Source organism: Halobacteriovorax sp. HLS, assembly GCF_004006665.1.
Lineage (GTDB): Bacteria > Bdellovibrionota > Bacteriovoracia > Bacteriovoracales > Bacteriovoracaceae > Halobacteriovorax.
Genome location: NZ_QOCL01000002.1, coordinates 92,880 through 115,842, shown reverse-complemented (window position 1 = coordinate 115,842; position 22,963 = coordinate 92,880). Strand labels below are relative to the sequence as shown.

At 34.1% G+C, this 22,963-nt stretch carries 22 protein-coding genes; 21 read left to right on the top strand and 1 reads right to left on the bottom strand.

Annotated features, from left to right (window positions below; translation table 11 throughout):
* Nucleotides 1-8 precede the first annotated feature (8 nt).
* From DPQ89_RS03555 to DPQ89_RS18780, 13 genes are all read left to right on the top strand, one after another.
* Nucleotides 9-1,181: a class I SAM-dependent rRNA methyltransferase gene (locus DPQ89_RS03555; RefSeq protein WP_127715270.1), complete on the top strand. Its 1,173-nt coding sequence runs from the start codon at nt 9-11 to the stop codon at nt 1,179-1,181.
* Nucleotides 1,182-1,189: 8 nt separating this feature from the next.
* On the top strand, nt 1,190-2,137 hold the full coding sequence (locus DPQ89_RS03550; protein WP_127715268.1) for a MoxR family ATPase: 948 nt from the start codon (nt 1,190-1,192) through the stop codon (nt 2,135-2,137).
* Nucleotides 2,137-2,976 (top strand): DUF58 domain-containing protein, encoded by an 840-nt coding sequence (locus tag DPQ89_RS03545; protein ID WP_127715266.1) that lies wholly within the window; start codon nt 2,137-2,139, stop codon nt 2,974-2,976. The genes DPQ89_RS03550 and DPQ89_RS03545 overlap by 1 nt, the downstream gene beginning before the upstream one ends.
* Complete coding sequence (locus DPQ89_RS03540) at nt 2,973-3,752, top strand: hypothetical protein (protein ID WP_127715264.1); 780 nt, start codon at nt 2,973-2,975, stop codon at nt 3,750-3,752. Before DPQ89_RS03545 ends, DPQ89_RS03540 begins: the two co-directional genes overlap by 4 nt.
* Entirely contained in the window at nt 3,739-4,728 is a 990-nt protein-coding gene (locus DPQ89_RS03535; RefSeq protein ID WP_127715262.1) for a VWA domain-containing protein, read from the top strand. The genes DPQ89_RS03540 and DPQ89_RS03535 overlap by 14 nt, the downstream gene beginning before the upstream one ends.
* A complete protein-coding gene (locus DPQ89_RS03530) occupies nt 4,725-6,536 on the top strand; it encodes a VWA domain-containing protein (RefSeq protein WP_127715260.1) in 1,812 nt (603 codons plus the stop codon). Before DPQ89_RS03535 ends, DPQ89_RS03530 begins: the two co-directional genes overlap by 4 nt.
* Nucleotides 6,537-6,540: 4 nt before the next feature.
* Nucleotides 6,541-8,190: a BatD family protein gene (locus DPQ89_RS03525; RefSeq protein WP_127715258.1), complete on the top strand. Its 1,650-nt coding sequence runs from the start codon at nt 6,541-6,543 to the stop codon at nt 8,188-8,190.
* A gap of 3 nt (nt 8,191-8,193) precedes the next feature.
* Nucleotides 8,194-9,108 (top strand): bifunctional riboflavin kinase/FAD synthetase, encoded by a 915-nt coding sequence (locus tag DPQ89_RS03520; RefSeq protein ID WP_127715256.1) that lies wholly within the window; start codon nt 8,194-8,196, stop codon nt 9,106-9,108.
* A 2-nt stretch (nt 9,109-9,110) separates the two neighbouring features.
* On the top strand, nt 9,111-9,767 hold the full coding sequence (locus DPQ89_RS03515) for a hypothetical protein (RefSeq protein WP_127715254.1): 657 nt from the start codon (nt 9,111-9,113) through the stop codon (nt 9,765-9,767).
* 110 nt (nt 9,768-9,877) lie between these two features.
* The gene (gene pilB / locus DPQ89_RS03510) at nt 9,878-11,554 is read left to right on the top strand and encodes a type IV-A pilus assembly ATPase PilB (RefSeq protein ID WP_127715252.1); all 1,677 of its coding nucleotides are present in this window, start codon (nt 9,878-9,880) and stop codon (nt 11,552-11,554) included.
* 12 nt (nt 11,555-11,566) lie between these two features.
* Nucleotides 11,567-12,703 carry a type IV pilus twitching motility protein PilT gene (locus DPQ89_RS03505; protein WP_127715250.1) on the top strand — a complete coding sequence of 379 codons (1,137 nt, stop codon included), beginning with the start codon at nt 11,567-11,569 and terminating at the stop codon, nt 12,701-12,703.
* Between the two features lie 5 nt (nt 12,704-12,708).
* Nucleotides 12,709-13,929 carry a type II secretion system F family protein gene (locus DPQ89_RS03500; protein WP_127715248.1) on the top strand — a complete coding sequence of 407 codons (1,221 nt, stop codon included), beginning with the start codon at nt 12,709-12,711 and terminating at the stop codon, nt 13,927-13,929.
* 271 nt (nt 13,930-14,200) lie between these two features.
* Nucleotides 14,201-14,794: a type IV pilin protein gene (locus DPQ89_RS18780; RefSeq protein ID WP_127715246.1), complete on the top strand. Its 594-nt coding sequence runs from the start codon at nt 14,201-14,203 to the stop codon at nt 14,792-14,794.
* Between the two features lie 48 nt (nt 14,795-14,842).
* Here the strand turns inward: DPQ89_RS18780 and DPQ89_RS03490 are convergent, their stop codons facing one another.
* Nucleotides 14,843-15,556, bottom strand: coding sequence for a M48 family metallopeptidase (locus DPQ89_RS03490; protein ID WP_127715244.1), 714 nt, complete (start codon nt 15,554-15,556; stop codon nt 14,843-14,845).
* Between the two features lie 110 nt (nt 15,557-15,666).
* Between DPQ89_RS03490 and DPQ89_RS03485 the strand changes: the two genes are divergently transcribed.
* The 8 genes from DPQ89_RS03485 (at nt 15,667) to DPQ89_RS03450 (ending at nt 22,960) form a co-directional block, all read left to right on the top strand.
* Nucleotides 15,667-16,563, top strand: a complete 897-nt coding sequence (locus tag DPQ89_RS03485) for an ABC transporter ATP-binding protein (RefSeq protein ID WP_127715242.1) — start codon at nt 15,667-15,669, stop codon at nt 16,561-16,563.
* Complete coding sequence (locus DPQ89_RS03480; protein ID WP_127715240.1) at nt 16,553-17,329, top strand: ABC transporter permease; 777 nt, start codon at nt 16,553-16,555, stop codon at nt 17,327-17,329. The genes DPQ89_RS03485 and DPQ89_RS03480 overlap by 11 nt, the downstream gene beginning before the upstream one ends.
* Nucleotides 17,326-18,105 carry an A24 family peptidase gene (locus DPQ89_RS03475; protein WP_127715238.1) on the top strand — a complete coding sequence of 260 codons (780 nt, stop codon included), beginning with the start codon at nt 17,326-17,328 and terminating at the stop codon, nt 18,103-18,105. The genes DPQ89_RS03480 and DPQ89_RS03475 overlap by 4 nt, the downstream gene beginning before the upstream one ends.
* Nucleotides 18,106-18,190: 85 nt before the next feature.
* The gene (pilM, locus tag DPQ89_RS03470; RefSeq protein WP_164848241.1) at nt 18,191-19,294 is read left to right on the top strand and encodes a type IV pilus assembly protein PilM; all 1,104 of its coding nucleotides are present in this window, start codon (nt 18,191-18,193) and stop codon (nt 19,292-19,294) included.
* Nucleotides 19,295-19,906 carry a PilN domain-containing protein gene (locus DPQ89_RS03465; protein WP_127715233.1) on the top strand — a complete coding sequence of 204 codons (612 nt, stop codon included), beginning with the start codon at nt 19,295-19,297 and terminating at the stop codon, nt 19,904-19,906.
* Nucleotides 19,907-20,563, top strand: a complete 657-nt coding sequence (gene pilO, locus DPQ89_RS03460) for a type 4a pilus biogenesis protein PilO (RefSeq protein WP_127715231.1) — start codon at nt 19,907-19,909, stop codon at nt 20,561-20,563.
* Nucleotides 20,564-20,565: 2 nt separating this feature from the next.
* Nucleotides 20,566-21,036, top strand: coding sequence for a hypothetical protein (locus tag DPQ89_RS03455; protein WP_127715229.1), 471 nt, complete (start codon nt 20,566-20,568; stop codon nt 21,034-21,036).
* A gap of 91 nt (nt 21,037-21,127) precedes the next feature.
* On the top strand, nt 21,128-22,960 hold the full coding sequence (locus DPQ89_RS03450; protein ID WP_127715227.1) for a type IV pilus secretin PilQ: 1,833 nt from the start codon (nt 21,128-21,130) through the stop codon (nt 22,958-22,960).
* Nucleotides 22,961-22,963 lie beyond the last annotated feature (3 nt).

Here is a 22,963-nt window from a genome sequence, read left to right as displayed (position 1 = left end):
AGGATAACTTGAGAAATATAAATTTGAGTAAGCAGGCTACATCACGCCTGCTTATTGGGCGTAGTGATTTTTACCTAAAAGACATAGAAGATAATATCAAATCTTTTAGGCCGGGTGAGTGGATTACTGTAAATGAACTGTATTATGCATTTATTAATCCATTTGTGATTAAGGGACCAATACTGAGAAAAGTTGTGGCGATTAAAGATTTCTCTATCAATACTCCTCCTCTTGAAATAATAACAACTCTTCTTAGAAAGAGTTACGATAGAAGAGTTCAGTTTCTAGATTATAAAAACTATCGCCTTTGTTATGGTGATTCAGATCAGCTTCCTGGCTTGATTATAGATGTTTTCGAAAATTGTGTTTTAGTTCAAATTAATACGGCCGGTATAGATATTCATAGAAATGAAATAATAGATTATGTGGCCTCTCTGTATCCTCAAAAAAAAGTGTCTTTCTTAGACAATAAAAAATACAGAGATAACGAAGTACTACCAACTTATGAAAATAGTTTTACAGAAGATATATTGGTTAACGAAAATAATTTTAAATATACAATATCAAACTCAACACTACAAAAAGTAGGATATTACTTTGATCATCGAGAAAATAGATTAAAGATGGAGACTTTTCTTGGTCGTATAGCACCTTTAAAAAATGGAATGGACTTATTTTGTTATACAGGCAGTTGGGGGCTTCATTTACTACGGGCCGGAGTAGATAATGTAACATTTGTTGATCAAGCTGATATGTCTGAGAATATTGATCATGTACTTGATGTGAATGGTTTTCCTAATAGGGGAGAATTTATAAGAAGAGATGTTTTTTCTCACTTAGATCTATGTATTCAAAATCACGAAAGATTTGATATAATTGTTAACGATCCACCAGCTTTTAGTAAAAGTGAGAAAAACTTGAAAAAGGCGTTAGGTGGCTATGAAAAGTTGCATGCTAAAGCAATTAAACTTATTAATGATAAAGGTTTTTATGTTGCAGCTAGCTGTACACATGGTGTTTCTCTTAAGGACTTGGACTCATCTGTGATAAAGGCCGCAACACGAATAGGTAGGACAGTTAAAATGTTAGACGTGGGTGTTCAAGGGTTTGATCATCCGTTTAGCTCTTTTGAAAGCAACGAATTTTATATAAAATATTTATTATACCAAGTTTATGAATAAGGAAGTTTATGAGCACTGTTAGAGAAAAGTCTATTGAAGCACTCGCAAAGGCAAAAGAAGTTATCTATGGTCAAGATGATATGCTTGATGCAATTTTAGCTGCACTTGTATGTGAAGGTCATTTGTTAATTGAAGGAATGCCAGGACTAGGTAAGACTATGAGTGTTTCAACGATGAGTAAATTATGTGACTTATCGTACAAGAGAATTCAATTCACTCCTGATTTATTACCCTCTGATTTGATTGGGACTATGATTTACTCTCAACAAAGAGAAGAGTTTTCAACTAAGTTTGGACCAATCTTTACTCAACTTTTACTCGCGGACGAAATTAACCGTTCTCCTGCAAAGGTGCAGGCTGCTCTTCTTGAAGCTATGGCCGAAAAACAAGTTACAATTGGTGACGAAACACATAAGTTATCGAGTCCTTTCGTAGTTCTTGCTACTCAAAACCCTATTGATCAAGAAGGAACCTATCAATTACCAGAGGCCCAGTTAGATAGATTTATGATGAAGCTTGAGGTTAAGTATCCAGATTTCGAAGCTGAGAAAAGTATTCTTTCTCATACAGGGAATCCTCTAGCTGAGCTTGATGCAATCTTATCAACGGATGATGTTTTAAACATGAAGAGTGAAGTTGAAAATGTTTATGTTGATGACAAGATAAAAGACTTAATAGTTAAAATTGTACATGCAACAAGACCTGGGAATGAATTATTTGATAAAAGATATGATGGGGCTATACTTGCAGGAGGCTCCCCAAGAGCTTGTATTTGGCTACATAAAATCAGTAGGTTTATTGCCTATATGGATAATAAAGAATTTGTCTCTCCTGAGCATTTGTTAAAGATCGTTCCAGGAGTTCTAGGACATAGAATGATTTTAACTTATGAAGCATCAATTGATAATCTTCAAGGTTCGCACATAGCAAAGAAAATTGCAGAAAAACTAGTATAATGAATTTACAAGAAGTACGCAGACTTGTCGGTAGTATAAAGAGTACTCTATTTAAGAACTCAAATAGCTTTTCGATAGGAATGCTTAAATCACATTTCAAAGGTAGTGGTCTACAGTTTAAAGAACATATGGTTTATTCACATGGTGATGATGTACGTTTTATTGATTGGAAAGTATCAGCAAAAACACAAAATACTTTTATAAAAACTTTTGAAGAAGAGCGAAATGTCGAGATTGTTGTAGTTTTAGATTTATCGCCATCAATGTTTATGGGATATAAAGGAGTTTCAAAGCTTCAAGCTGCTTTGGAGATTTGCTGCCTTCTTTTCTTGCTCTCTAGTGAAACAAATGACTATGTTCAAGTAATAATTGCTGGTGAAAAAATTGAGAACTTACCTAAGTCTACTGGAGAAAAAGGAATTGCACTTTTATTATCAAAGCTGGAGAAAATAAATGTCTTGGATACTAAGGGTAAAATTAATCTTTCTTATCCTTACCAAAACAATGCTCCTTCTCAAGAAGTCTTTCAAAATATGATGAAATATTTACGTCGAAATAAGGAAGTTGTTTTTCTTTCTGATTTCGTAGAATTTAGTAACTTAGAAGAATTAAAGAAAATGAGCTATAGAAAACATATTCATTGCTTTCGAATTTTGTCTCCCTTAGATGAAGCTATTGGAGAAACGTATGAAGTCTTCACAAGTAATAAGAATAAAGGCGAAATGAGTCGTGTTCATAAAAGAAGTGCAGATAAGATAGAAGATGCTTTAGGGAAGAGGATAAAAAAACTAAGAGTTCAGGAACGTTACCTGGAATCTTTTATTAAGGAGATGATGTGAGATTTATTGTCACGATCATTTTTTTTCTCTCTCTGACTAACTCTATTGCTTATGAGATTCAGGGCCAATTTAAAAGTTTAAAGAATGAGTCTGAAATTACAGAAGGGGAGTCATTTGATAGTTATATTAGAGTCTGGCCTATTCCAAATGAAGATCTTGAGCTGTTTAAAAGTGAGCTCGAACAAAAAGACTTTTTAAGTTTCTTTTACATAGCAAAAGTATATTCTATAAAGTATTCCGAAAATAATGAAGAAGTTTTAGAAATTCATGCTAAGGCCATATTGAAAAAAAGCTATACGCCTCGGGAATTCTATATATGGAACTATAAGAGTCTAACGATTCCTTTTAGTTTTGAAAATATTGATCCTCAAGAAAATGAAGGTGGTAAAGAGTTTATTGTTGTAAACCAGTCATTCAATGACTTCTTAAAAGAAAGAAGTATTTATCTCTATATCGTGTTTGTCGTTTTTTCAATACCGATAGGTTTTATACTAGGACGTAAAGTTTATATAAGATCTAAGATCAATAAAGAAAAAAGAATGAGAGATGATCATTGGAATCAAGTCTTTCAAAATGCTCAGACTAGGAAAGATTTAGAGGACATATATTTAAAAAGAGAGGAGTGGGTGAATCACCTTGGTGGCGAAACACCTCCGATTCTACACTTCTTTGACTCAATCGCTAAAATCCAGTACAAAAAAGAATGGAGCGACTTTGAACAACTTCAAGTCAATGACTCATTTGATGAGTTGAGGAGGATGTTTGAAAGGAATTGAATTTACGAACCTGCTAATGGCCGTTTGGGGATTAGTTGGCTTAACTATTTGGTCTTTGTCGTATTTTAATATTTTAAAAAAGAGTGAGATATTTCTACCTGGAGGAATAAAGGAGGAAGCATCTCAATTACGCCGAGTTTTAGTTTGGATCGTTGGAGCTGTCGGTTGGCTATTTATAAGTTATTCATTAACACAACCAAGAATACCTCAAGGCTTTGCTAAAAATAAAATTGAAGTGAATGATATTTTCTTTGTCGTCGATGTTTCTAGATCTATGCTTGCAGAAGATTTTACACCTAACCGATTAGAAGTAGCAAAAGAGAAAATAGGTGAGTTTGTCGCTTTACGTCCTACTGATAGAATTGGGATTATCATGTTTTCAGAAAAAGCGTTCACTCTATTACCACTCAGTACAGATTTGAAATTAATACGGCAAATGGTTGCTCAGATCGATGTTGGTGGAATGCTTGGGAGTGGTACTAATATTGGAGATGCTCTAGGTCTTGCTGTCGCTAGAGGAGCTCAGTCTCTTGCAAAAAGTAAAGTTATAGTACTTCTTACAGATGGTGTAAGTAATGTTGGTTTTCTCACGCCAATTCAAGCGGCAGAGGAAGCTAAGGCCCAAGGCATTAAAGTTTATACAATTGGGATGGGTGGAAGTTTAGACGCTAAGATTCCTTATGGAAAGAATGTGTTTGGAAGAAAGCGTTACCAGACTATTCCAGGAGGATCTATTGACTTTAAAACACTTGAAGAGATTTCTCGTATAACGAATGGTAAGTCTTTTGCCGCTCAAAATGAGCAGGCCTTAAAAGATGTATTAGCTGAAATTGAGAAGTTAGAAAGGTCTGAAATTGATTCATCAGCTAAGGTTATATATAAAGAAATATATCTGAAGTTTCTAGTCTTTGGAGTTTTCTTGTTAATAGTTTGTGAATTATCTAGGAAAATATTTTTTAGAGAGGGAGTTTCATGAGCTTTGTATACTGGTCATATTTCCCATTTGTACTTGTAATCTTAATAATAAGCTTCTTTCTACTTAAGAAATATGAAGACAAGTATTTTGCTTGGGTTAAAGATCACTGGTTTTTGGATAGATCTAAATCCTCTAAAATCGCTTCATTTTTAAAGTTCCTAGCGTTTTCATTACTAATCGTTGCGACTTTGGACCTGAGGGGTAAAGAAGAAAAAATAAACTCGGACATTCCTGATCAACGAACAATTATCTTGATCGATAAGTCTTTGAGTATGTTGGTTGAAGATGTGAGACCTAATCGGTTTAAGAAAGCATTAATGATGGCCAGGCACTTTGTTAAAAGAGCTGCAGGTCATCAAGTCTCTGTGATTGTTTTCTCTGATACGCATAAAAGAGTGGTTCCATTTACTGACGATATAGATCTATTAGATTCAATTCTAAATGGTCTAGATAATCCTGCAATAATAAGTGGAGGTTCTCAATTATCAGTTGCGATTAAAGAAGCGATTGGATACTTTTCACTTAACTCTGATTATAAAGGTGGAAACCTTCTTGTTATAACGGATGGAGAGGAGCACGATAGTTTGCAAGGTATGACTATCCCATCAGAAGTTAATTTAGCCATTGTTGGTGTAGGTACTCTAAAAGGAGGACCGATCCCTATTAGAACTCAGGATGGTAGCTTTAGAGGCTATAAGAGATATAATGGGGAAGATGTTGTTTCAAGCTTAAGTGAGTCAAATATAAAGAGCTTTGTTGAAAAAACAAAGAATTCAAAATATTGGATATCACTATCATATTCATTACCGACCGAAGAAATACTTACCTTTTTTCGAGGAAGGTTTAAGTCTAAAATGGCAAGTGGTGAAGTTCGTATACGACCAGTCTTGACGTATCGAATAATTGTTATATCTATCATTATTTTATGTTTTTCTTATTTAGTTTCAATACGAAAGACCTTTGTTAGTTTACTGGTTTTATTAACGTTAACTGGTTTTAATAATGTTGAAGCTCAAGAGGTTGAAAAGCCTAAGTCTGCTCTTGAGATTAATACAGATATGCTAAAGGAAAAATTGAAAAAGGGTGAATTGGATACTTCTCAAAAACTAAAGCTTGCTGAGAATTTAATAAGATTAAAAGATAGCAAGAGTGCTCAAATTCTTTATGAGGAAATAGCAACAAATCCCAAAACAATTTCTAATGAAGCTCTTTTAAATATGACAACATCTATGATTCAAAATGGGGAATTTTCAAAAGCAGTACCATTGTTTGATGAATTAATGTCTCGACAAAATTTAACGGATCAACAAAAGAAAATATTAGAGAATAATACTTTGATGGGATTGAGACAGAAAGATCAAAAGAAAAATCAAAAAAAACAGAAGAAGGATGATCAGAAAGACCAAGAAGATCAAAAAGATAAAAAAGATAATAAGCAGAACGAAAATCAGAGTGATAAGGACAAAGAGCAAGACCAAAATAATAAGAAGAATAGTGAGCAAAAACAGAAGAATTCGCAAAAAGATAAAGAAAAGAAAAAAGATAAAGAAAAGAAGAAGAGTAATGATGAACAGAATAAAGATAAAGAAAAAAAGAATAAAGATAAAGACAAGAGTGATGGAGACAAAGATAAAAAAGAAAAGAAGAAAACTGTAAAACAAAAAGAAGATGAAATTAGAAAGAAGCGGAAGATGAAGAAAGTCCCTGCGACACTTAAGCAAATAATGAATGATGATAGAGGCTTGCAAAAACGCTACTTGAAAACAACAATTGGTAAAGACAAGAGAACTGAAAAGAAAGATTGGTGAAAATATGAAGAAATTATTACTTTTATTGCTATTAACCTTAGGTGTCTTTAGTTCTTACGGATCAGAGAAGGTTAATGTATTTATTCAACCTTCATCTCCGATCGTAAACGAGCCTTTTGACTTGATCTTTAAGATTCAGCTTAGCGGTGATGAGGATCCGTATATATCTTTTGATCCGGGACGTTTTGAAGTTCTTGGTAAAAGTAATCAGGGTGTGTCTATTAAGACAACTATTTTGAACGGAAAATTCGCAACGAAGAAGGAAGTCAATATTGTATATAGCGTACAATCACAATACTCTGGACAAAACTATATTAGAAACATCGAAGTAGACTTCGGCGGAGGTAAGAAAGAGAAACTTAAGAATTTAAGTATCAACGTATTGAAAGAACCTCAGCGAGCTAAGGATATATTTGTTTTAGCTGTACCAAGCAAAACAGATGTATATGTCGGTGAAGGGTTTGATGTTAACTATTATTTATATTTCAAGATTGGTGTTCTTGGAAGTGAGGTAGAGAAATATCCAACACTTTCTAAGTTTTTGAAGAGATTTCATATAGTTAATGAAGTTGTAGAGACTGTACGTTATCAAGGAGAGATGTATCGAAGAACGCTTAAGTATTCTGCGAGACTCTTTGCGCAAAAGCCTGGTGAAGCAACAATTGATCCTTTAAAGTTAAAAGTACAGTATGCAAGTTCTAGGAATCGAGGAGCATTTGGCTTTGGTCTACAGTTAGGACAATATCGAACGAGAAGTTTCAATAGCTCAAAAGTTAAAATAAATGTGATGTCACTGCCTTCTGAAAATGTTCCTCCTTATTTCACAGGTCTTGTAGGTAAACATGAGTTTAATTTAACTGTTCCAAGAAATAAATTTTTAGTGAATGAGGCCATTGAAGCAAAGTTGGAGGTTAAGGGAGTTGGTGCTCTCGAAGCATTTGATCCTCCTAAAATATTTTCTCATGAAAGCTTGGAGGAATTCGATACAAAAGGTGAGATTCAGCCTGTTGATAAGCAGGTCCAGAAAAAGATTTTTGAATATACTTTCTTACCTCGAGCAGGATTTAAACTTGAACCTTCAACTACAAAGGTCGCGTATTTTGATCCAGATCAAAATGTATATGTGACGACTGAGATTCCTGTTCCTGAGATGATTGTTTCTGGTGCAAATACAACCGCTAGAAGCTTCACTCGCCCTGAGGTTTCAGCAGGAGAGGATGTAAAAGATGAGAAGCCGCAAGAGTCAATTCCTAATAAGGGGATCGTCGGCATAGGGCTTGGTAAGAGTGTAACTTCTAGCCTAACGCCTTTAAGATTAAATATTTCGTTAGTTATGGCAATCATTCTTGTAGTAATAAGCTTCTTTATTACTGGCAAAAAGTCATCTAATGAAAATATAAAGCGTCTTGTAAAAGAAGCAATATCAAAAAACTGTAGTTACTCTACTATTTATGCATTAATTAATTATCTTCCAGGTGATGAACAAAAAACTGCAACTGAGAAACTGGGAGCAAGTTCACTTTCGGACCAAGCTAAAGATCATCTTTTAATGTTGCTAGATGCCCTTGAGAGAGGTACTTATTCAGAGGGTATTCATAAAACTTTAAAAGTGAACAGAAAACATATTAATGAATTACGAAAACTAATAGAATAAATAATGAAAAAGATAAGTAGTCTTAAAGAAATTTCTAACGAAACTATTTCAATTACAATGGGTAACTTTGATGGCGTTCATCTTGGACATCAAAGTATTATCAAATCGATAAGTAGTTTGTGTAAAGAAAATGGAACAAAATTCGTTCTTATTACTTTTAATCCTCATCCGATGAGGATTTTAAGTCCGAAGGATAATTTCCTTATTAATACCTACTCTGAGAAATATGAACTTTTAAAAAACTTAGGAGTAGATTACTTTTACGAGATCCCGTTTACTCGTGATCTAAGCACACTGAGTCCAAGTCAATTTCTTGAGGACTACTTGTTGAAGAGTAAGCAAGTGAAGTTTATTTACATGGGGCATGATTTTACATTTGGTGCGAACAAGAAAGGTGATTTCTCTTTTGTTCAAAGTTATTGCTCGGAAATAAATATTGTTAAACTAGATGAATTTAAAAAATCAGAGTCGGATATTTCATCTTCTCGAATTAGAAAATCAATTAATGAGGGAGATGTTGAGCATGCGAATAAGCTGCTAGGAAGAGAATTCTTCCTTAGTGGTACTGTTGTAAAAGGAGCGGGAAGAGGAAGACAGATTGGCTTTCCTACTGCAAATATTGAGTACAATGATGAGAGAATAACACCAGCTTTTGGTGTTTATATAACAACTGTTGAAGTTCGAGGAATGATTTATCACTCTATTACCAATATAGGGATCAATCCTACTTTTAATGAAACTAATCTTAAGACGGTTGAAACAAATATTTTCGATTTTTCAGAAGACATCTATGGTGAAGAGCTAAAGGTGAAGTTTCATAAGCGGGTAAGAGATGAGAAGAAGTTTTCAAGCGTGAATGAATTGGTTGAACAAATCTCTAATGATGTTTCCCACGCAAAAGCTTATTTTAAGAGTTAGAAATGAGAAAATTAGGACTTGTTGGTAGAAATATTTCTCATAGTAAATCACAGCAAATGTATGAGGAAATTCTAGGTGAGCCCGTTGATTATTCTCTTTTTGACTTTGAAGAAGAATCAAAAATACCTAAATTAGAATATTTTTTTAACTTAGTTGATGGACTTAGTATTACAGCGCCTTATAAAAAGCAATTTCTTAAAGATGTAATACTTGATCGAGAAATAGAGGCCCTTGGTGCAATAAATTGCATTAAAAAAGAAGGGAATCAGTATTTCGGAACTAATACAGACTTTATGGCCGTGGAGCAATTACTTAGAAGTTACACTGATAAATCAATAGTAATTCTTGGAGATGGTTCTATGGCCTCAATCACCATCGCAGCTCTAAACTCTTTGAAGCTACAATATAGGCAATATTCGAGACGATCTTGTGGTGATATTACCAAATTAGATCTCTCGAATTTGAATAATGGATTAATTATAAATACGTGCTCAAGAGAGTTTCTTTATGAAGGAGCTTTGTCTAAAGATACAATTTTTTGGGACTATAATTACTCAAGTAGCAAGCAGGCTAAAATAATTCAAAACAAGTACTCATATGTTGACGGGCTAGAACTATTAAAGCTCCAGGCTAAATTTGCTCTAGATTTCTGGGATTAGGTCAATACTTGAGTTCTTTACTGCGGAAAACTCTAACCACTTAAAATTCTTAAATAAAATTTTAATATATCCGATAAGATATATATAGAGACTTTTATTTACGGTGACTTATGTTCAGGAAAGAATTTGCAGACGTGATTGGTAAAACGGGAATGATCCCGATTAAAGATTTGCGTCCACTTTTACTGGAAAAAGATCCTTCGAAAATTTCTGAAATTGGTTTACTTGACCTGTCATTTTTTGATGATACAAAATTTGCTAAGCAAGTAGCTGAAAACTACGGACTTACCTTCATAGATCTATCAAAGGCTAAGATACCTGATAGAACAATAAAGCTAATTAAAAAATCTGATGTATTAAAATATAGAGTGTTGCCGATACAAAAGACAGCTAAGGCCGTTAGTCTTGCTATCTTTGATCCTTCTGTCGCCGAATTAAAGGCCGAGTTGCAAACAATATTTCAACATCCTGTCGAGTTTATCTTAACTAATATTTCGTCTTGGGGAAAAATATTTGAACGTGTCACTGAGTCTATTGATGAACTCTTAGAGACGATTAGAGAAGTTAAAGCAAATGAAGTCAATCCAGATGAAAATGTTAATGAAGAAGATATTGGTGAAGATGTAATTAGATTTGTGAATAGAATTCTTGCTGATGCATATGTCAGAAAAGCTTCAGATATCCATGTTGAACCGTACGAACATAATTTTAGAGTACGATTTCGAGTTGATGGTACTTTGATGGAAGTTGCGAAACCTCCTAAATCGCTTATGGCACCAATGACTTCAAGATTAAAAATTATGGCGCAAATGGATATTTCTGAAAAAAGAAAACCTCAGGATGGAAGAATAAAGCTCTCTGTTGGTGGTAAAGCAATTGATTATAGAGTTTCTAGTTTACCAACGCTCTTTGGAGAAAAAATAGTTTTAAGACTACTTGATCAATCAAACTTACAGCTTGATATGACAAAATTAGGTTTTGAGCCTGCGCAGTTAAAGGTTTTTAAAGAAGGGATACATCAACCTTACGGAATGTGTTTGGTTACGGGGCCAACTGGTTCTGGTAAAACGACGACTCTCTACTCTGCCTTAGCAGAGTTAAATGTAATCGGGAATAATATTTCTACAGCAGAAGATCCTGTTGAATTTAACTTAGAAGGAATAAATCAGGTTAATGTCAAAAAGGAAGTAGGTCTTACCTTTCCTTTTGCTCTGAAGGCCTTTTTGAGACAAGATCCTGATATTATCATGGTTGGGGAAATTAGAGATTTAGAGGTTGGGGAAATTGCTGTTGAAGCGGCGCTAACTGGTCACATGGTTTTATCAACTTTACACACAAATGATGCACCTTCAACTGTTACGAGATTGTTAAATATGGGAATTGAACCATTTCTTGTCACTGGTGCACTTAATGTTGTCGTTGCGCAGAGACTTTGTCGAAAAATTTGTGAGAGCTGCAAAGAGGTTGATGAAAAAGTAACCGTTGAGGAGATTGTTGCCTGTGGTATCGCTCCAAGCTCTGCTTCTAAGATAAAAATATATAAGGGTAAAGGATGCGATATGTGTAACAACACTGGCTATAAGGGTCGTGTTGCAATCTATGAAGTTATGGATCTATCTGTCAAAGTTAAAGAATTGATTTTAAAACATGCATCATCAGACGAAATAAAGAAACAAGCAATTAAAGATGGAATGAAGACACTTAGAATGTGTGCTTTGACAAAAGTTGCAAAGGGCGAAACAACTCTTGAAGAAGCGTTGAATAATTCAAGTGCAGATAAATTTTAATGGAGTAAGACTATGAGTGGAGACTCGACCAAAGCAGATAAAACCTTTACTAAAACCAAACAAGCGGGTGCTGATTCGGTAAAGATTCAACAACTATTTAAGTTAATGGTAGAAAGCGGTGCATCTGATTTACACCTTACTGTTGGGACCCCTCCTGGATTAAGAGTCAATGGAGAAATTGTCAGGGTTAAAATCCCTGCGTTATCAGCAGCTGATAGTAAAAGATTGGTTTATCAAATTCTTACTGAAGAGCAAAAGAATGAATTAGAAAAGAACCTAGAGCTGGACTTTTCTTTTGGTATAAAGGGACTTGCAAGATTCAGATCAAATGTTTTTTATTCTAAAGGTGGAGTTGCCGCGGTTTTTAGGCAAATACCTTCTATTATTCCTGATTTTAAATCTCTTAGATTACCAAATGTTCTATTAGAAATGACCGATGTTACTAATGGACTTATTCTTGTAACTGGTCCAACAGGCTCTGGTAAGTCGACTACACTTGCAGCTCTAATTGATAGACTTAACGAAAACGAAGCAGGACATATTATAACGTTAGAAGACCCTGTTGAATTTGTTCACCCTCATAAAAGTTGCATAGTTAATCAAAGAGAAATTGGAACTGATTCCCTGTCTTTCGAAAATGCTATAAAATCATTGCTAAGACAAGATCCTGACATTGTACTTGTTGGAGAGATGAGGGATCCAGAGACGATCGAAGCTGCCTTAACAATTGCTGAAACAGGTCACCTTGTTTTCGGTACGCTTCATACGAATAGTTGTATTCAAACAATAAATAGGGTTATAAATGTTTTCCCTGCGCATCAGCAATCTCAGATTAGAACACTATTGAGTTTCGTTCTTCAAGGGGTAGTTTCTCAACAGTTACTTCCTAAGTCATTCGAGCCAGGTCGATGTCTCGGTCTTGAAGTTCTTGTTCCAACACCTGCGATACGAAACTTAATTCGAGAAGATAAAATTCACCAAATTTACTCTCAAATGCAAATTGGTCAAGATAAGTCTGGGATGATGACAATGAATCAAACGATAAAGAAGCATGTTGACGCTGGATTAATTGATACAGATACGGCCATGAGTTATTCAACAAACCCTGAAGAGCTCGCTAAACAACTTGGTGTGAAAGAAAGAGGATAGTTTAGATGGCGAATTGGAGATACGAAGGTTTTAATAAAGATGGAAAGAGAGTTTCTGGCTCTGTTCAGGCTAATTCTGAAAAAGAAGTTAGAAGATTACTTCGTAATGAAAAAATTAGGGCCAAGAAAATCATGCCTCCTTCGATTCTCGAATTTGACCTCGGGGAGTGGATGGTTGATAAAGGATTTGCTGCGCCTTTTGGTCCTAAGGAACTTGCAAATTTTACTAAGCAATTAGCAATTATGATTAATGCAGGTGTTCCTATTTTATCCTCACTAGAAATCATTTATAAGTCCGAAAAACAGCCTGTTTTAAAAAAGGCCGTAAAGAACATTGCAAGAGAAGTTGGAGAGGGACAGACTATTGCTGAAGCTATGGAAAAGCAAAAGGGCTTTAATAAGCTCTATTGTAATCTTGTTAAAGCAGGTGAGACTGGTGGTATTCTTGACGAGATTCTGAATAAGCTCTCAATTCATATGGAAAAGCAAGAAAAGACGAAGGCCCAAATTAAGTCTGCTATGATGTATCCATTTATCGTAACCATGGTGGGTTTTTTAGTTATATGGGGGATGATGGTATTTGTTGTTCCTCAGTTTGTCGGGATGCTAAAAGATACTGGTCAAAAACCGCCTTGGATTACCCAGATGGTAATTGATACTTCTGCTTTCTTAGGCGACCATTCAATGAAAATGATTGGAGGACTCTTTGTATTAGGAGTTATCCTAAATAGTTATGTAAAAACACCAAGTGGGAAAATTATCTTTGATAAAATGATGATGATGATGCCTATATTTGGGCTAATAATTATCAAAGGAAATCTAAGTACTTTTTCTAGAACACTTGCAACAATGTTAAGTGCTGGTGTTTCACTAATAGATTCTTTAGATATTTGCGTTGAGACCATAGATAATGGTGTGATAGCAGAAGATGTACGAAATATTAAAAAAGAAGTTGTCCAAGGTAAAACCCTTACTGAACCCCTAATGAAAATTGATTACTTTCCTGACATGGTATCGCAGATGATTAAAGTAGGTGAGCAAACTGGTCAAATTGACCAAATGCTTGAAAAGGTATCTGACGTTTTTGAGGATGAAGTTAATACTCTCGTTGGTGGAATGACTAAAATGATTGAGCCAATTATTATTGTCGTTTTAGGTGGTATTATTGCAGCAATTCTAGTTGCTATGTATCTACCAATGTTTATGAGTGCTGGAGGTTCCGACTAAGCAAGTTGTTGAAAATACTGATGTTTTATTGATTCATAAAAGAATATTATTTTACTAAAGTTAGAATCATTTCTTTAAGATGATATAATTATAAACAAGTTAAGAGCTTAACCATTGGCCAGGGTAAATTTTATTTTGAGAGTTCTAAATACTTTTAAAATAGGTTTTCTAAAATGGATGATGACTCTGATCTTAACTAATCCGTTACTTCTCTAAATGAAGTAATAAAAAATTAATCGCCAATCTAAATTTGGCAAAGGAAGGAGGCTTTATGAAAAGCTTGAAAAATCAAGAAGGCTTTACGCTAGTGGAGCTTATGGTCGTGGTTGCAATTATTGGTATTTTATCAGCTGTTGCTATCCCTAACTTTAAACAATATCAATCTAAAACGAAGACTTCAGAAGCTAAGCTTCAGTTAGCTTCGATTTATTCTGCGGAAACTGCACTTCAATCAGACTTTGATGCATTTGCAACATGTCTAGGGTTTGCTGGATATTCTGCTCCAACAGCAGGTAACTACTACGCTGTAGGTTTTCCTACAGGTGAAGCTGGTGGAAATGCGGTTGTTGATGCCAACGATGGTAACTCAGGTAACTGTAATAACGGTGGTTCTGAAACAGGTGGAGATGCTAATAGATCAGTGGGGGGGGCGACAATGACTCAAGCCAACCTTGCTCAATTAGCTGCTCAGGTTGCTGCTAGATATACAAACGGAGCAACTGGTGTTCAAGTTGAAGCCAACGGTAACTTCTTTGTTTCAGGTGCAATTGGTGTTGTTGATTCAGCAAATAACACTGCCGCACTAGCTTCTCAGTGGGCAATTGATGAAAACAAGAGACTTCTTGAGTTAAATAGAGGTTTCTAGTTATAACAAAATTCTTATTAGCGAAGGGCCCCTATTAAGGGGCCTTTTTTATTTGTAATACTTGAATTGATATTTCGAAGAAAAGCTTCCATTCTTATTTTTAATATATGGATAGTTAAAGAAATCATAATTGCTACAGTCTTTTTTTTCAGAATTAAGACACTCTAAATCTATGATGGCCTTGATGGAGTAAAGTCTAAGCGCTAAGCGCTTTTTAATCGCTTCTATTTTTGTTGTCTTGTACTGTGTGAGTAAAACTGCATATGCTTCTTCAGGACTTCCTCTTTTGTGTATGGCCTTTGCGATTATACTAGGTAAAAGAGAGAACTCTTTTTCAATACGTGGGTGATTTAGAATTTTCTTATAGAGAGTAATGGCCTTGTCATAATCTTTTATCTCAAAGTAATAATTAAAAGCAGCATCCTTTATTAGCTCATAATCCTCTGGATAGATACGTAAGCCTTTTTCATAAATAGTTTCTGCTCCATAGATATCGTCTTTAATGATTGAGAGATATTTACCTCCAAAGAGGTAATTTTCATAGAAATTTGGAGTTAAATAAGAAATAGAATTAAACCTATAAAACATCCATGAATTACCGTCATCTTTTTTATAATGTTCCTCATCGCTTTCTAAAAGAGTTTGAATCCAAAGAATACTAGCCAATAATCTTTCGTTGCCAGCAGATGCAATCTTTAATGAAAGAGGACCAAAGTTATATGCTGACTCCTCTTTTGAGATTGATAAGACAGGTTTTTTCAAATTTGTATTTATCAAGTTTGTAAAAAAACACAAAGTAACTATAATGGGAATATATACAAATCTTCTAATGCTGATTTTATTCATGCATTTAGTTTAAAACGAAAAAGCAAATGTTGAAAGTTAAAGATATTACTAAATCATTTAAGCAAGACTTTTGGAGCAAGAGCTTCAATGCCTTAGACAAAGTTAGCTTTGATATAAATGAAGGTGAAATTGTTGGCTTTTTAGGTGCTAATGGTGCAGGAAAGACCACTCTTTTGAAAATTATTATGGGTTTTATACCATGTGATAAAGGAGAAATTGTATTCGATCCTAAGCTTGGAAAGAGTAAAAAAGAAATTTTTAAGAAAATAGGTTTTTTGCCAGAAAGACCGTACTTTTATCCATATTTAAAAGGAAGAGAGTTTATTGAATATGTTGCAATAATTTCTGAATTGGATAAGAGGATCATTCGAGAAAGAACAGAATTGCTATCTAGAGAGTTTAAAATAGATCATGCGCTGGACCGAGATATACGAGGATATTCCAAGGGAATGTTGCAGAGACTGGGGTTTGTCGCAACTCTTATTCATGACCCAGATTTAATTATTCTGGATGAACCTCTTAGTGGACTTGATCCTGTTGGAAGAAAAGAAATAAAAGATCATTTGGTTGCTCTTAACAAAAAAGGGAAGACTGTTTTTTTCTCGAGTCATATTGTTTCAGATATTGAAGAAATATGTACAAAGACAGTTGTTCTTAATAAAGGACAGCTTACGTACGAGGGGAGTATAGAAAGGCTGATCTCTGAAAACACAGATGAAAAGTTCTATATTTTCATTGATAGTAAGAGTATTAATGATTTCGTAGAAACTTTAGATTATGAAACACTTGGTGAGAAAATACGCTTAACTGTCGGTCCTGATGAAAAAGATAATTTAGTTAATAACTTAGTAAAAAACTCCATTTCTATAGATGAAATAAGAAAGAGTCATGTAACTTTAGAAGAGGTTATATATGAAATATAACTTCAAAGTATGGGTTATCGCGAGATTCACTTTCTTAGAGCTATACAAGAGTAAAATTCTCATGAATGTTCTAATGTTAAGTTTGGCCTTACTCGGAGTTTCCTATGTCGCAACTGAGTTTACTTATGGTGTTCCATCGAGGGTTGCAATAGATTTCGGATTAGGAGTAACAACAATATCTAGTATCGCAATTGCAATCTTTATGGGTTCAAGTCTTCTGATTAAAGAAGTCGAAAATCGAACACTTTATATGATTCTTTCAAGACCTATATCAAGAAAAGAATTCTTAACTGGAAGAGTTCTTGGATTGTTAGGGATTCTCTTTGTTAATATTTTGATTCTTATGAGCGTTACACTGTTACTCTTTTTTTATTTAGGAGGACAGTATTCTAATCTTTTGCTTTGGAATTTCTTATTTACCTATATTGAAAGCTCTATCGTTCTTCTTGTGGTTATTCTTTTTTCAATGGTTACCAATCAGGCAATCTCTATTATAAATACGATTACAGTTTTTATATGTGGGCATGCCATCTCAAAAGTACATGATTTATCTTTTACAAAAAACAATGAGTTTATAAGGTTTATCTCTAATATTGGAAAATATACTTTACCTGACTTATCAAAGCTTAATATTAAGAATTTTCTACTTTATGAAAAATCACTTCCTGATAACTACCTATCATATGGGCTTCTATACGGAATTTTTTATTGTTTAATGTTATTAGTTGTATCAATGTTTATTTTTGATAAAAAGAGTTTCGATTGAATCCTGAATTAATATTAATTGCTATATTTCTTGTTTTTGGACTTCTCGTTGGTAGTTTTTTAAACGCTGTAATTTACCGAGTCCCTAGAGGTATTAATATTGCCGTTCCAAGATCTCATTGCACAAGTTGTAAAAAGACAATTTCTTGGTATGAAAATATACCTGTAGTAAGTTATATTTTCTTAAGAGGAAAATGTTCAAATTGTAAGACCAGTTACAGCATCTTATATCCTTCAGTCGAGTTATTTGTAGGTATGGTTTCAGTTATTCTTGCTCCGACAGTTTTAAGCTCTTATAACCTGATGCTGTACTTTTTTTACTTTAGCGTTTTTTGTGCTCTGTTGTGCCACTTTGTAATTGATATTCAACATAAAATCTTACCAAATTCTATCAATATTTACTTGGCTTCATTATTTTTGGTCCATTCTTTGTATTTTAGATCTCTTGAGTATATTGGATTTGGGCTTTTAGTGGGATTCGCTTTCCCATATTTTGTTACTTATGTATTCTACAAACTTAAAGGAGAAGTAGGATTAGGCGGTGGCGATATTAAGCTATATGCTGCTTTGGGAATAATTTTAGGGCCAGTAAATATTATTAATAATATTTTTTTAAGCTGTTTCTTTGGTGCAATCTTTAGTCTTTTTATGATGTCTATTGGAAAAATGAGTCGGAAATCGAGACTAGCATTTGGACCATTTATTATTATTGTTGCGGTGTTTCAAATATTCTTTCCAAGTGCCTTTAAGAGTTTTTCTTCTATCTGGAGTATTTAAGTTCTTAGCATGTGCAGTAATACCTTGAAATCAATAGTTTTAATAAGCTATAATTAATATTATACTTTTCCTATAGGGATAAAAATTGGACACAAAAAAAGCTATTACTAACGCGTTAAATAAAATTAAGAGCAGCCTGAAGGTTGGCTCCAAGGGTATTATTGGCGTGGATATCGGTTTAAGTAGTGTCAAGGTTGCTCAGATGACTGGTAGCGCTGAGGCCGGGTTTACTCTTGTGGCCTATGCTTCTGAGCCACTTCCTGAGGGAACTATTATCGAAGATGATATCCAGAAAGAGGATGAGCTCAAAGAAGCGATATTAAAAGCTATAGAGAAGTCTGGCTCTAGTTGTTCTAATGTTGCAATATCTCTATCAGGGCCTAATACAGTTGCTAGAAAGCTTCAGCTTGCAGGAGGTTCTTATGAAGAGATTGAAGATCAAGTTTCATGGGAAGTTGAGCAGTACATTCCTTTCAGTGTAGAGACATCTAAAGTTTCTTTTCACATAGTTGGTGAAAATGAAGGTGGTGGTGTTGATGTTATTGTTGCTGCTGCCAAAGGTGAAACCGTAGATAGTTATAAAGCACTTTATGAGAGTATTGATTTGATTCCAAAGGTAATAGACCTTGGGGTTCTTGCCATTACGAATGTTTTTGAAGTTGTTTACGATGAAAAGCTTGAGGATGGAAGTCAGTCATGGATACTTATCGACTTAGGTGCCCAGAAAACAGAATTTGTCATTTATAAGAATCATAAGATTATGTTCACCAAAGAGATTGATATTGGTGGAGTTATGATAACTGAAGAAATTCAGAGACAAATGGGTGTTAACTATTACGAAGCTGAAGACTTGAAATGTAATGGGGATGAAAATGGGAATTTACCTGAAGAGATTCTCGAGATTATTGATGACGTTGTTGAAAATTTCTTTAGTGAAATTAAAAAGACGATAGATTTCTATATAAGCTCTACTTCTGATGAGTCGTTTGTAGAATGTGTCTTAACAGGTGGGAGTTGTTTAATTCCAGGACTTATTGAAGGTCTAGAGGCCCTACTAGGTATTAGTGTTAGTATAATGAATCCTTTTGAAGCGATTGATTATGACAAGAAAAATATAAAAGAAGAGCAGTTAAATGAAATCGCCTATAGAGGCGCTGCCGTATTAGGATTAGCGATGAGGTTAGATTAAATGATTAAGGTAAATCTGCTAGAGCAGAAAGCCCCATTTAAAATGCCTGTTGTTCTCGGTATAGATTTTGCTGATTTAAATCTAAAAGCTTTAGCTTTTGTTATGATGCTTAGTTTTGTCCCAGAATGGTTTATTTATCCTACTTGGAAGGCTGACTTCGAAAAAGTTACTGAAGAGCTTGTACAATTACGAAGCCAATATTCAAAATTAAATAAAGAACTGAAAGGAAATAAGGATATTAAAGACAGACTTGAAGCTTTTAATAAGCAGGTTGCTAAGCTTCAAAAGAGAAGTGTGCAAGTTGATTTAATACTTCAAGAGAAAAGAAATCCTGGGCTTCTAATGGAGAAACTTGCTAGAAGAGTTCCAAAAGATATTTGGTTTGATTCATTTCTAATTGAAGAAGATAAAACAATTGTTATTAAAGGTGGAGGTGTACTCTACTCAAGCATTGGTGAGTTCATTTCTAACGCAAATAGTGCAGGGTTTTTTGACCAACCTCTAAACCTTAGTGAGTCTAAAACTGTTGAAGAGGAGCCAGGCTCTAATTACAGAATACAAGAATTCACAATTTCTGGAAGAATTGATAAGTTCGACCCTTGGCAACAATAGATGAAGTTATTAATTAGTAAAATACATTATTTTATCTTCATTTACATAGCTTTTGGTGTTTATACGCATTGGTTAGAAAATAATGAAAAAATTGAATCTGAGCTTGCTCAAGTTCCTGTCATTCAAAACAAGATAAGAAAGGCCAAGAAAGAAAAAAAGCAATTGAATAGCTACTTGAAAGATGTTGAAGCTGCAAAGGGAAGAATTGAACTTGTCGCAAAAGAAATAGAGAATCTTCAGAAGAAGCTCCCAAATACAATTGATGATACTAAGAACCTTTCAAATATAAAAAATATTGCCGAACAAATTAATATAAAGAATATTTATCTGACACCTTTAGACGAAATAGATAAAGGTTTCTATATGGCAAAGAGATATAATTTTAAGGCCTCTGGTACATATCTACAATTTCTTCTTTTGATGGAAAAGATCGGTGCTGAATCGACGATTCTTAATGTAAAAAGACTCTTTTTAGAAAATGTTCAAAAAAAGCAAAGAGGAAGGTTTCAGATAATTAATGGTGATGTTATAATTGAAACATACCGCTATAATGAAAATTATAAAGAAGACCGTGGTATCCAAGCGATTGAAAATGAATTTAAAAATAAAACAAAGAAAAAAGTAGTAAAGCCACGTAAACGTAGAAAGAAGAGATAAAGATGATTCAAAAAACTATTCTAATTACGTTCATAGTTATAGGTTTTACTTTTTCTGTAAATGCCAAAGCGCCTAAGCTTATCAAAGATAATCAAACCAGTGTTAAGAATCCGCTAGAGTTACGTGATCCATTTAAAAGAGAACTGCGTAGAAGAAGCAGAGGAAAAAAAGACTATCCTGGAACACGCTCTGTATTTAGTAATATTCCTACAATAGATGCGACACCGATCGATAAAATAAAAATAACCGGTATTCTTATTGGAAATGAAAGACGAGCTGTGGCCAAAACCATAAATGACCAAGGAAAACTTGGGGAAGAATCTTATATTCTAAAAGAGGGTATGAAACTAGGTGAGAACAATGCTGAGATTAAAGCAATTCTTCCTGGTGGAATCGTATTAGTTGAGAAAATTCGTAATGTTTATGATCAAGATGAATATCTTGAAACTATAATTCCTGTATCTAGCGACTAAAAAAAGTTGTCAACCATTTTAATTCTTATGCTATAATTTAAGTAATTTACAGTTTCATGATGGAAACTATTTACCTTAGGACGAGGTTGCAATGAATATTAGAAGTTTTCTTAATAAGCTTTTACTTACCTTAATGTGTGCGGGCATAACAAATATATGGGCCGCAACTCTTGAAAAAATTGATTACAAAATTAAAGAAGAAGTTGCTCAATTAGAGCTAGTTTTTGATGTTAATGATGCTCAAGCAAAGAAGTTTCATGTAACTGAAGACAAGCAAATAATCATCGATTTGAAGGGCGTTCAGGCAACGGACAGAGTAATTAGGGCCTTTGATACATCTGAATTTAGTGGAAGTATCGTTTTTGTATCTGCGTACAGGAAGTCATCGAATCCAGAAGATCTTAGAATTGCAATTCAGCTTAGGGACAATGTTCGAAGCATATTAAAGAGAGAGCCTAATAAAATTATCTTAGAAGTTGAAAGTCGATTTGGTGTCTTTTCTCAAAGAACGATTGAAGAAAATAAAACATATGAGGAAAAAGTAACTGAAGATATTAAAGAAATTGGTAAGTTAAGTATTCCAAAGTCAGACAGCGTTTCTGATATTCTTGAAAACCTAACGTTGTCAGGTAGAAAGAAGTACATTGGAAAGAAGATTACTTTTAATATCAAGGATCTTCCTGTTGCAGATATTTTAAATATGATTGCGGATGCATCAGGCTTCAATATCATTATTACTGATGACATTAAAAAGTTGGCTCCGTTATCATTGAACTTAACAAATATACCTTGGGATCAGGCACTTGATACGATATTAGGTTTGAATAAACTCGTCGCAAAGAAAAACGGTGTAATTTTAATGGTAACAACTTATGAAAAAGCCGCACAAGAGCAAGAGCAAGAATTTAAAGCTAAAAAGCTAAAAGAAAAAGAGGTACCACTTTTAACGAAAGTTTTTCCGATAAGTTATGCAACAACCCAGGATCTTATAAAAATTTTAGAAGGTTATATTACTGAAAGAGGAAAACTTAATGAAGATGTTCGTACGAACTCTTTAATTGTAAAAGATACTGCAGATACCATTGAGAGAATTCGGAAAATAGTAGGCGTCTTAGACACTCAAACACCACAAGTTCTAATAGAGTCAAAGATTGTAGAAGTTAATGAAAGTTATAAGAAAGAAATTGGTCTTCAAAATGGTTTAAACTTTGGTTATGATCCTGTTGGACAAATTGGTGATGCACCTCCTTCAGTAATTGGTAATGATCCAACTGCTGGAACTAATGCAGGGCCTGGTTTTACATTTAGTTCGGCACCATCCACTGGAGATAGTGCACGAAGTATTTTTGGTCTAACTGTTTCTAGGTTTAATCGTTTATTAAATTTAAATTTTTCGCTTCAGCTACTCGAGACTGAATCAAAAGGTAAAATTGTAGCAAGTCCAAAAGTGATAACACAAAATAAAAAGAAAGCAGTAATTTCAACAAAGCAAACGACAAGTTTTTCTAAGTCAGTTTCAACAGATGCAAATACAAATGAGACAACTTTTGAAGAAGCAGAAGCATCTCTGATTCTTGAAGTTACACCTCAAGTGACGAATGAAGGGTCTATCTCCCTTGAATTAGACCTTATGAAGCAGCAATTTGGTACAAGACCATCAGCAGCAGCACCACCAGATAAACAAGAAAGAAGAGTTAAAACGAATGTTCTTGTTGATAATGGTTCGACAATTGTCATTGGTGGTGTATACAATTATGAAAAAAGAGAAGCTCATTCTGGTGTACCATTTTTGAAAGAGATTCCATTAGTTGGTTGGTTGTTTAGAACTCCGTATGCACCAGAAACAATAAAACAAGAGTTGTTAATTTTCTTAACACCTAGAATTGTAAACCAGGAAGAAGCTGGAATTATTGACCAGTCGTAAAAT

Coding starts and splice junctions, on each gene's coding strand:
- DPQ89_RS03450 (WP_127715227.1), top strand. CDS start 21,128: ATGAATATTAGAAGTTTTCTTAATAAGCTTTTACTTACCTTAATGTGT.
- DPQ89_RS18780 (WP_127715246.1), top strand. CDS start 14,201: ATGAAAAGCTTGAAAAATCAAGAAGGCTTTACGCTAGTGGAGCTTATG.
- pilO (WP_127715231.1), top strand. CDS start 19,907: ATGAAGTTATTAATTAGTAAAATACATTATTTTATCTTCATTTACATA.
- DPQ89_RS03480 (WP_127715240.1), top strand. CDS start 16,553: ATGAAATATAACTTCAAAGTATGGGTTATCGCGAGATTCACTTTCTTA.
- DPQ89_RS03550 (WP_127715268.1), top strand. CDS start 1,190: ATGAGCACTGTTAGAGAAAAGTCTATTGAAGCACTCGCAAAGGCAAAA.
- DPQ89_RS03455 (WP_127715229.1), top strand. CDS start 20,566: ATGATTCAAAAAACTATTCTAATTACGTTCATAGTTATAGGTTTTACT.
- DPQ89_RS03465 (WP_127715233.1), top strand. CDS start 19,295: ATGATTAAGGTAAATCTGCTAGAGCAGAAAGCCCCATTTAAAATGCCT.
- DPQ89_RS03525 (WP_127715258.1), top strand. CDS start 6,541: ATGAAGAAATTATTACTTTTATTGCTATTAACCTTAGGTGTCTTTAGT.
- DPQ89_RS03485 (WP_127715242.1), top strand. CDS start 15,667: ATGTTGAAAGTTAAAGATATTACTAAATCATTTAAGCAAGACTTTTGG.
- DPQ89_RS03500 (WP_127715248.1), top strand. CDS start 12,709: ATGGCGAATTGGAGATACGAAGGTTTTAATAAAGATGGAAAGAGAGTT.
- DPQ89_RS03530 (WP_127715260.1), top strand. CDS start 4,725: ATGAGCTTTGTATACTGGTCATATTTCCCATTTGTACTTGTAATCTTA.
- pilB (WP_127715252.1), top strand. CDS start 9,878: ATGTTCAGGAAAGAATTTGCAGACGTGATTGGTAAAACGGGAATGATC.
- DPQ89_RS03515 (WP_127715254.1), top strand. CDS start 9,111: ATGAGAAAATTAGGACTTGTTGGTAGAAATATTTCTCATAGTAAATCA.
- DPQ89_RS03545 (WP_127715266.1), top strand. CDS start 2,137: ATGAATTTACAAGAAGTACGCAGACTTGTCGGTAGTATAAAGAGTACT.
- DPQ89_RS03520 (WP_127715256.1), top strand. CDS start 8,194: ATGAAAAAGATAAGTAGTCTTAAAGAAATTTCTAACGAAACTATTTCA.
- DPQ89_RS03505 (WP_127715250.1), top strand. CDS start 11,567: ATGAGTGGAGACTCGACCAAAGCAGATAAAACCTTTACTAAAACCAAA.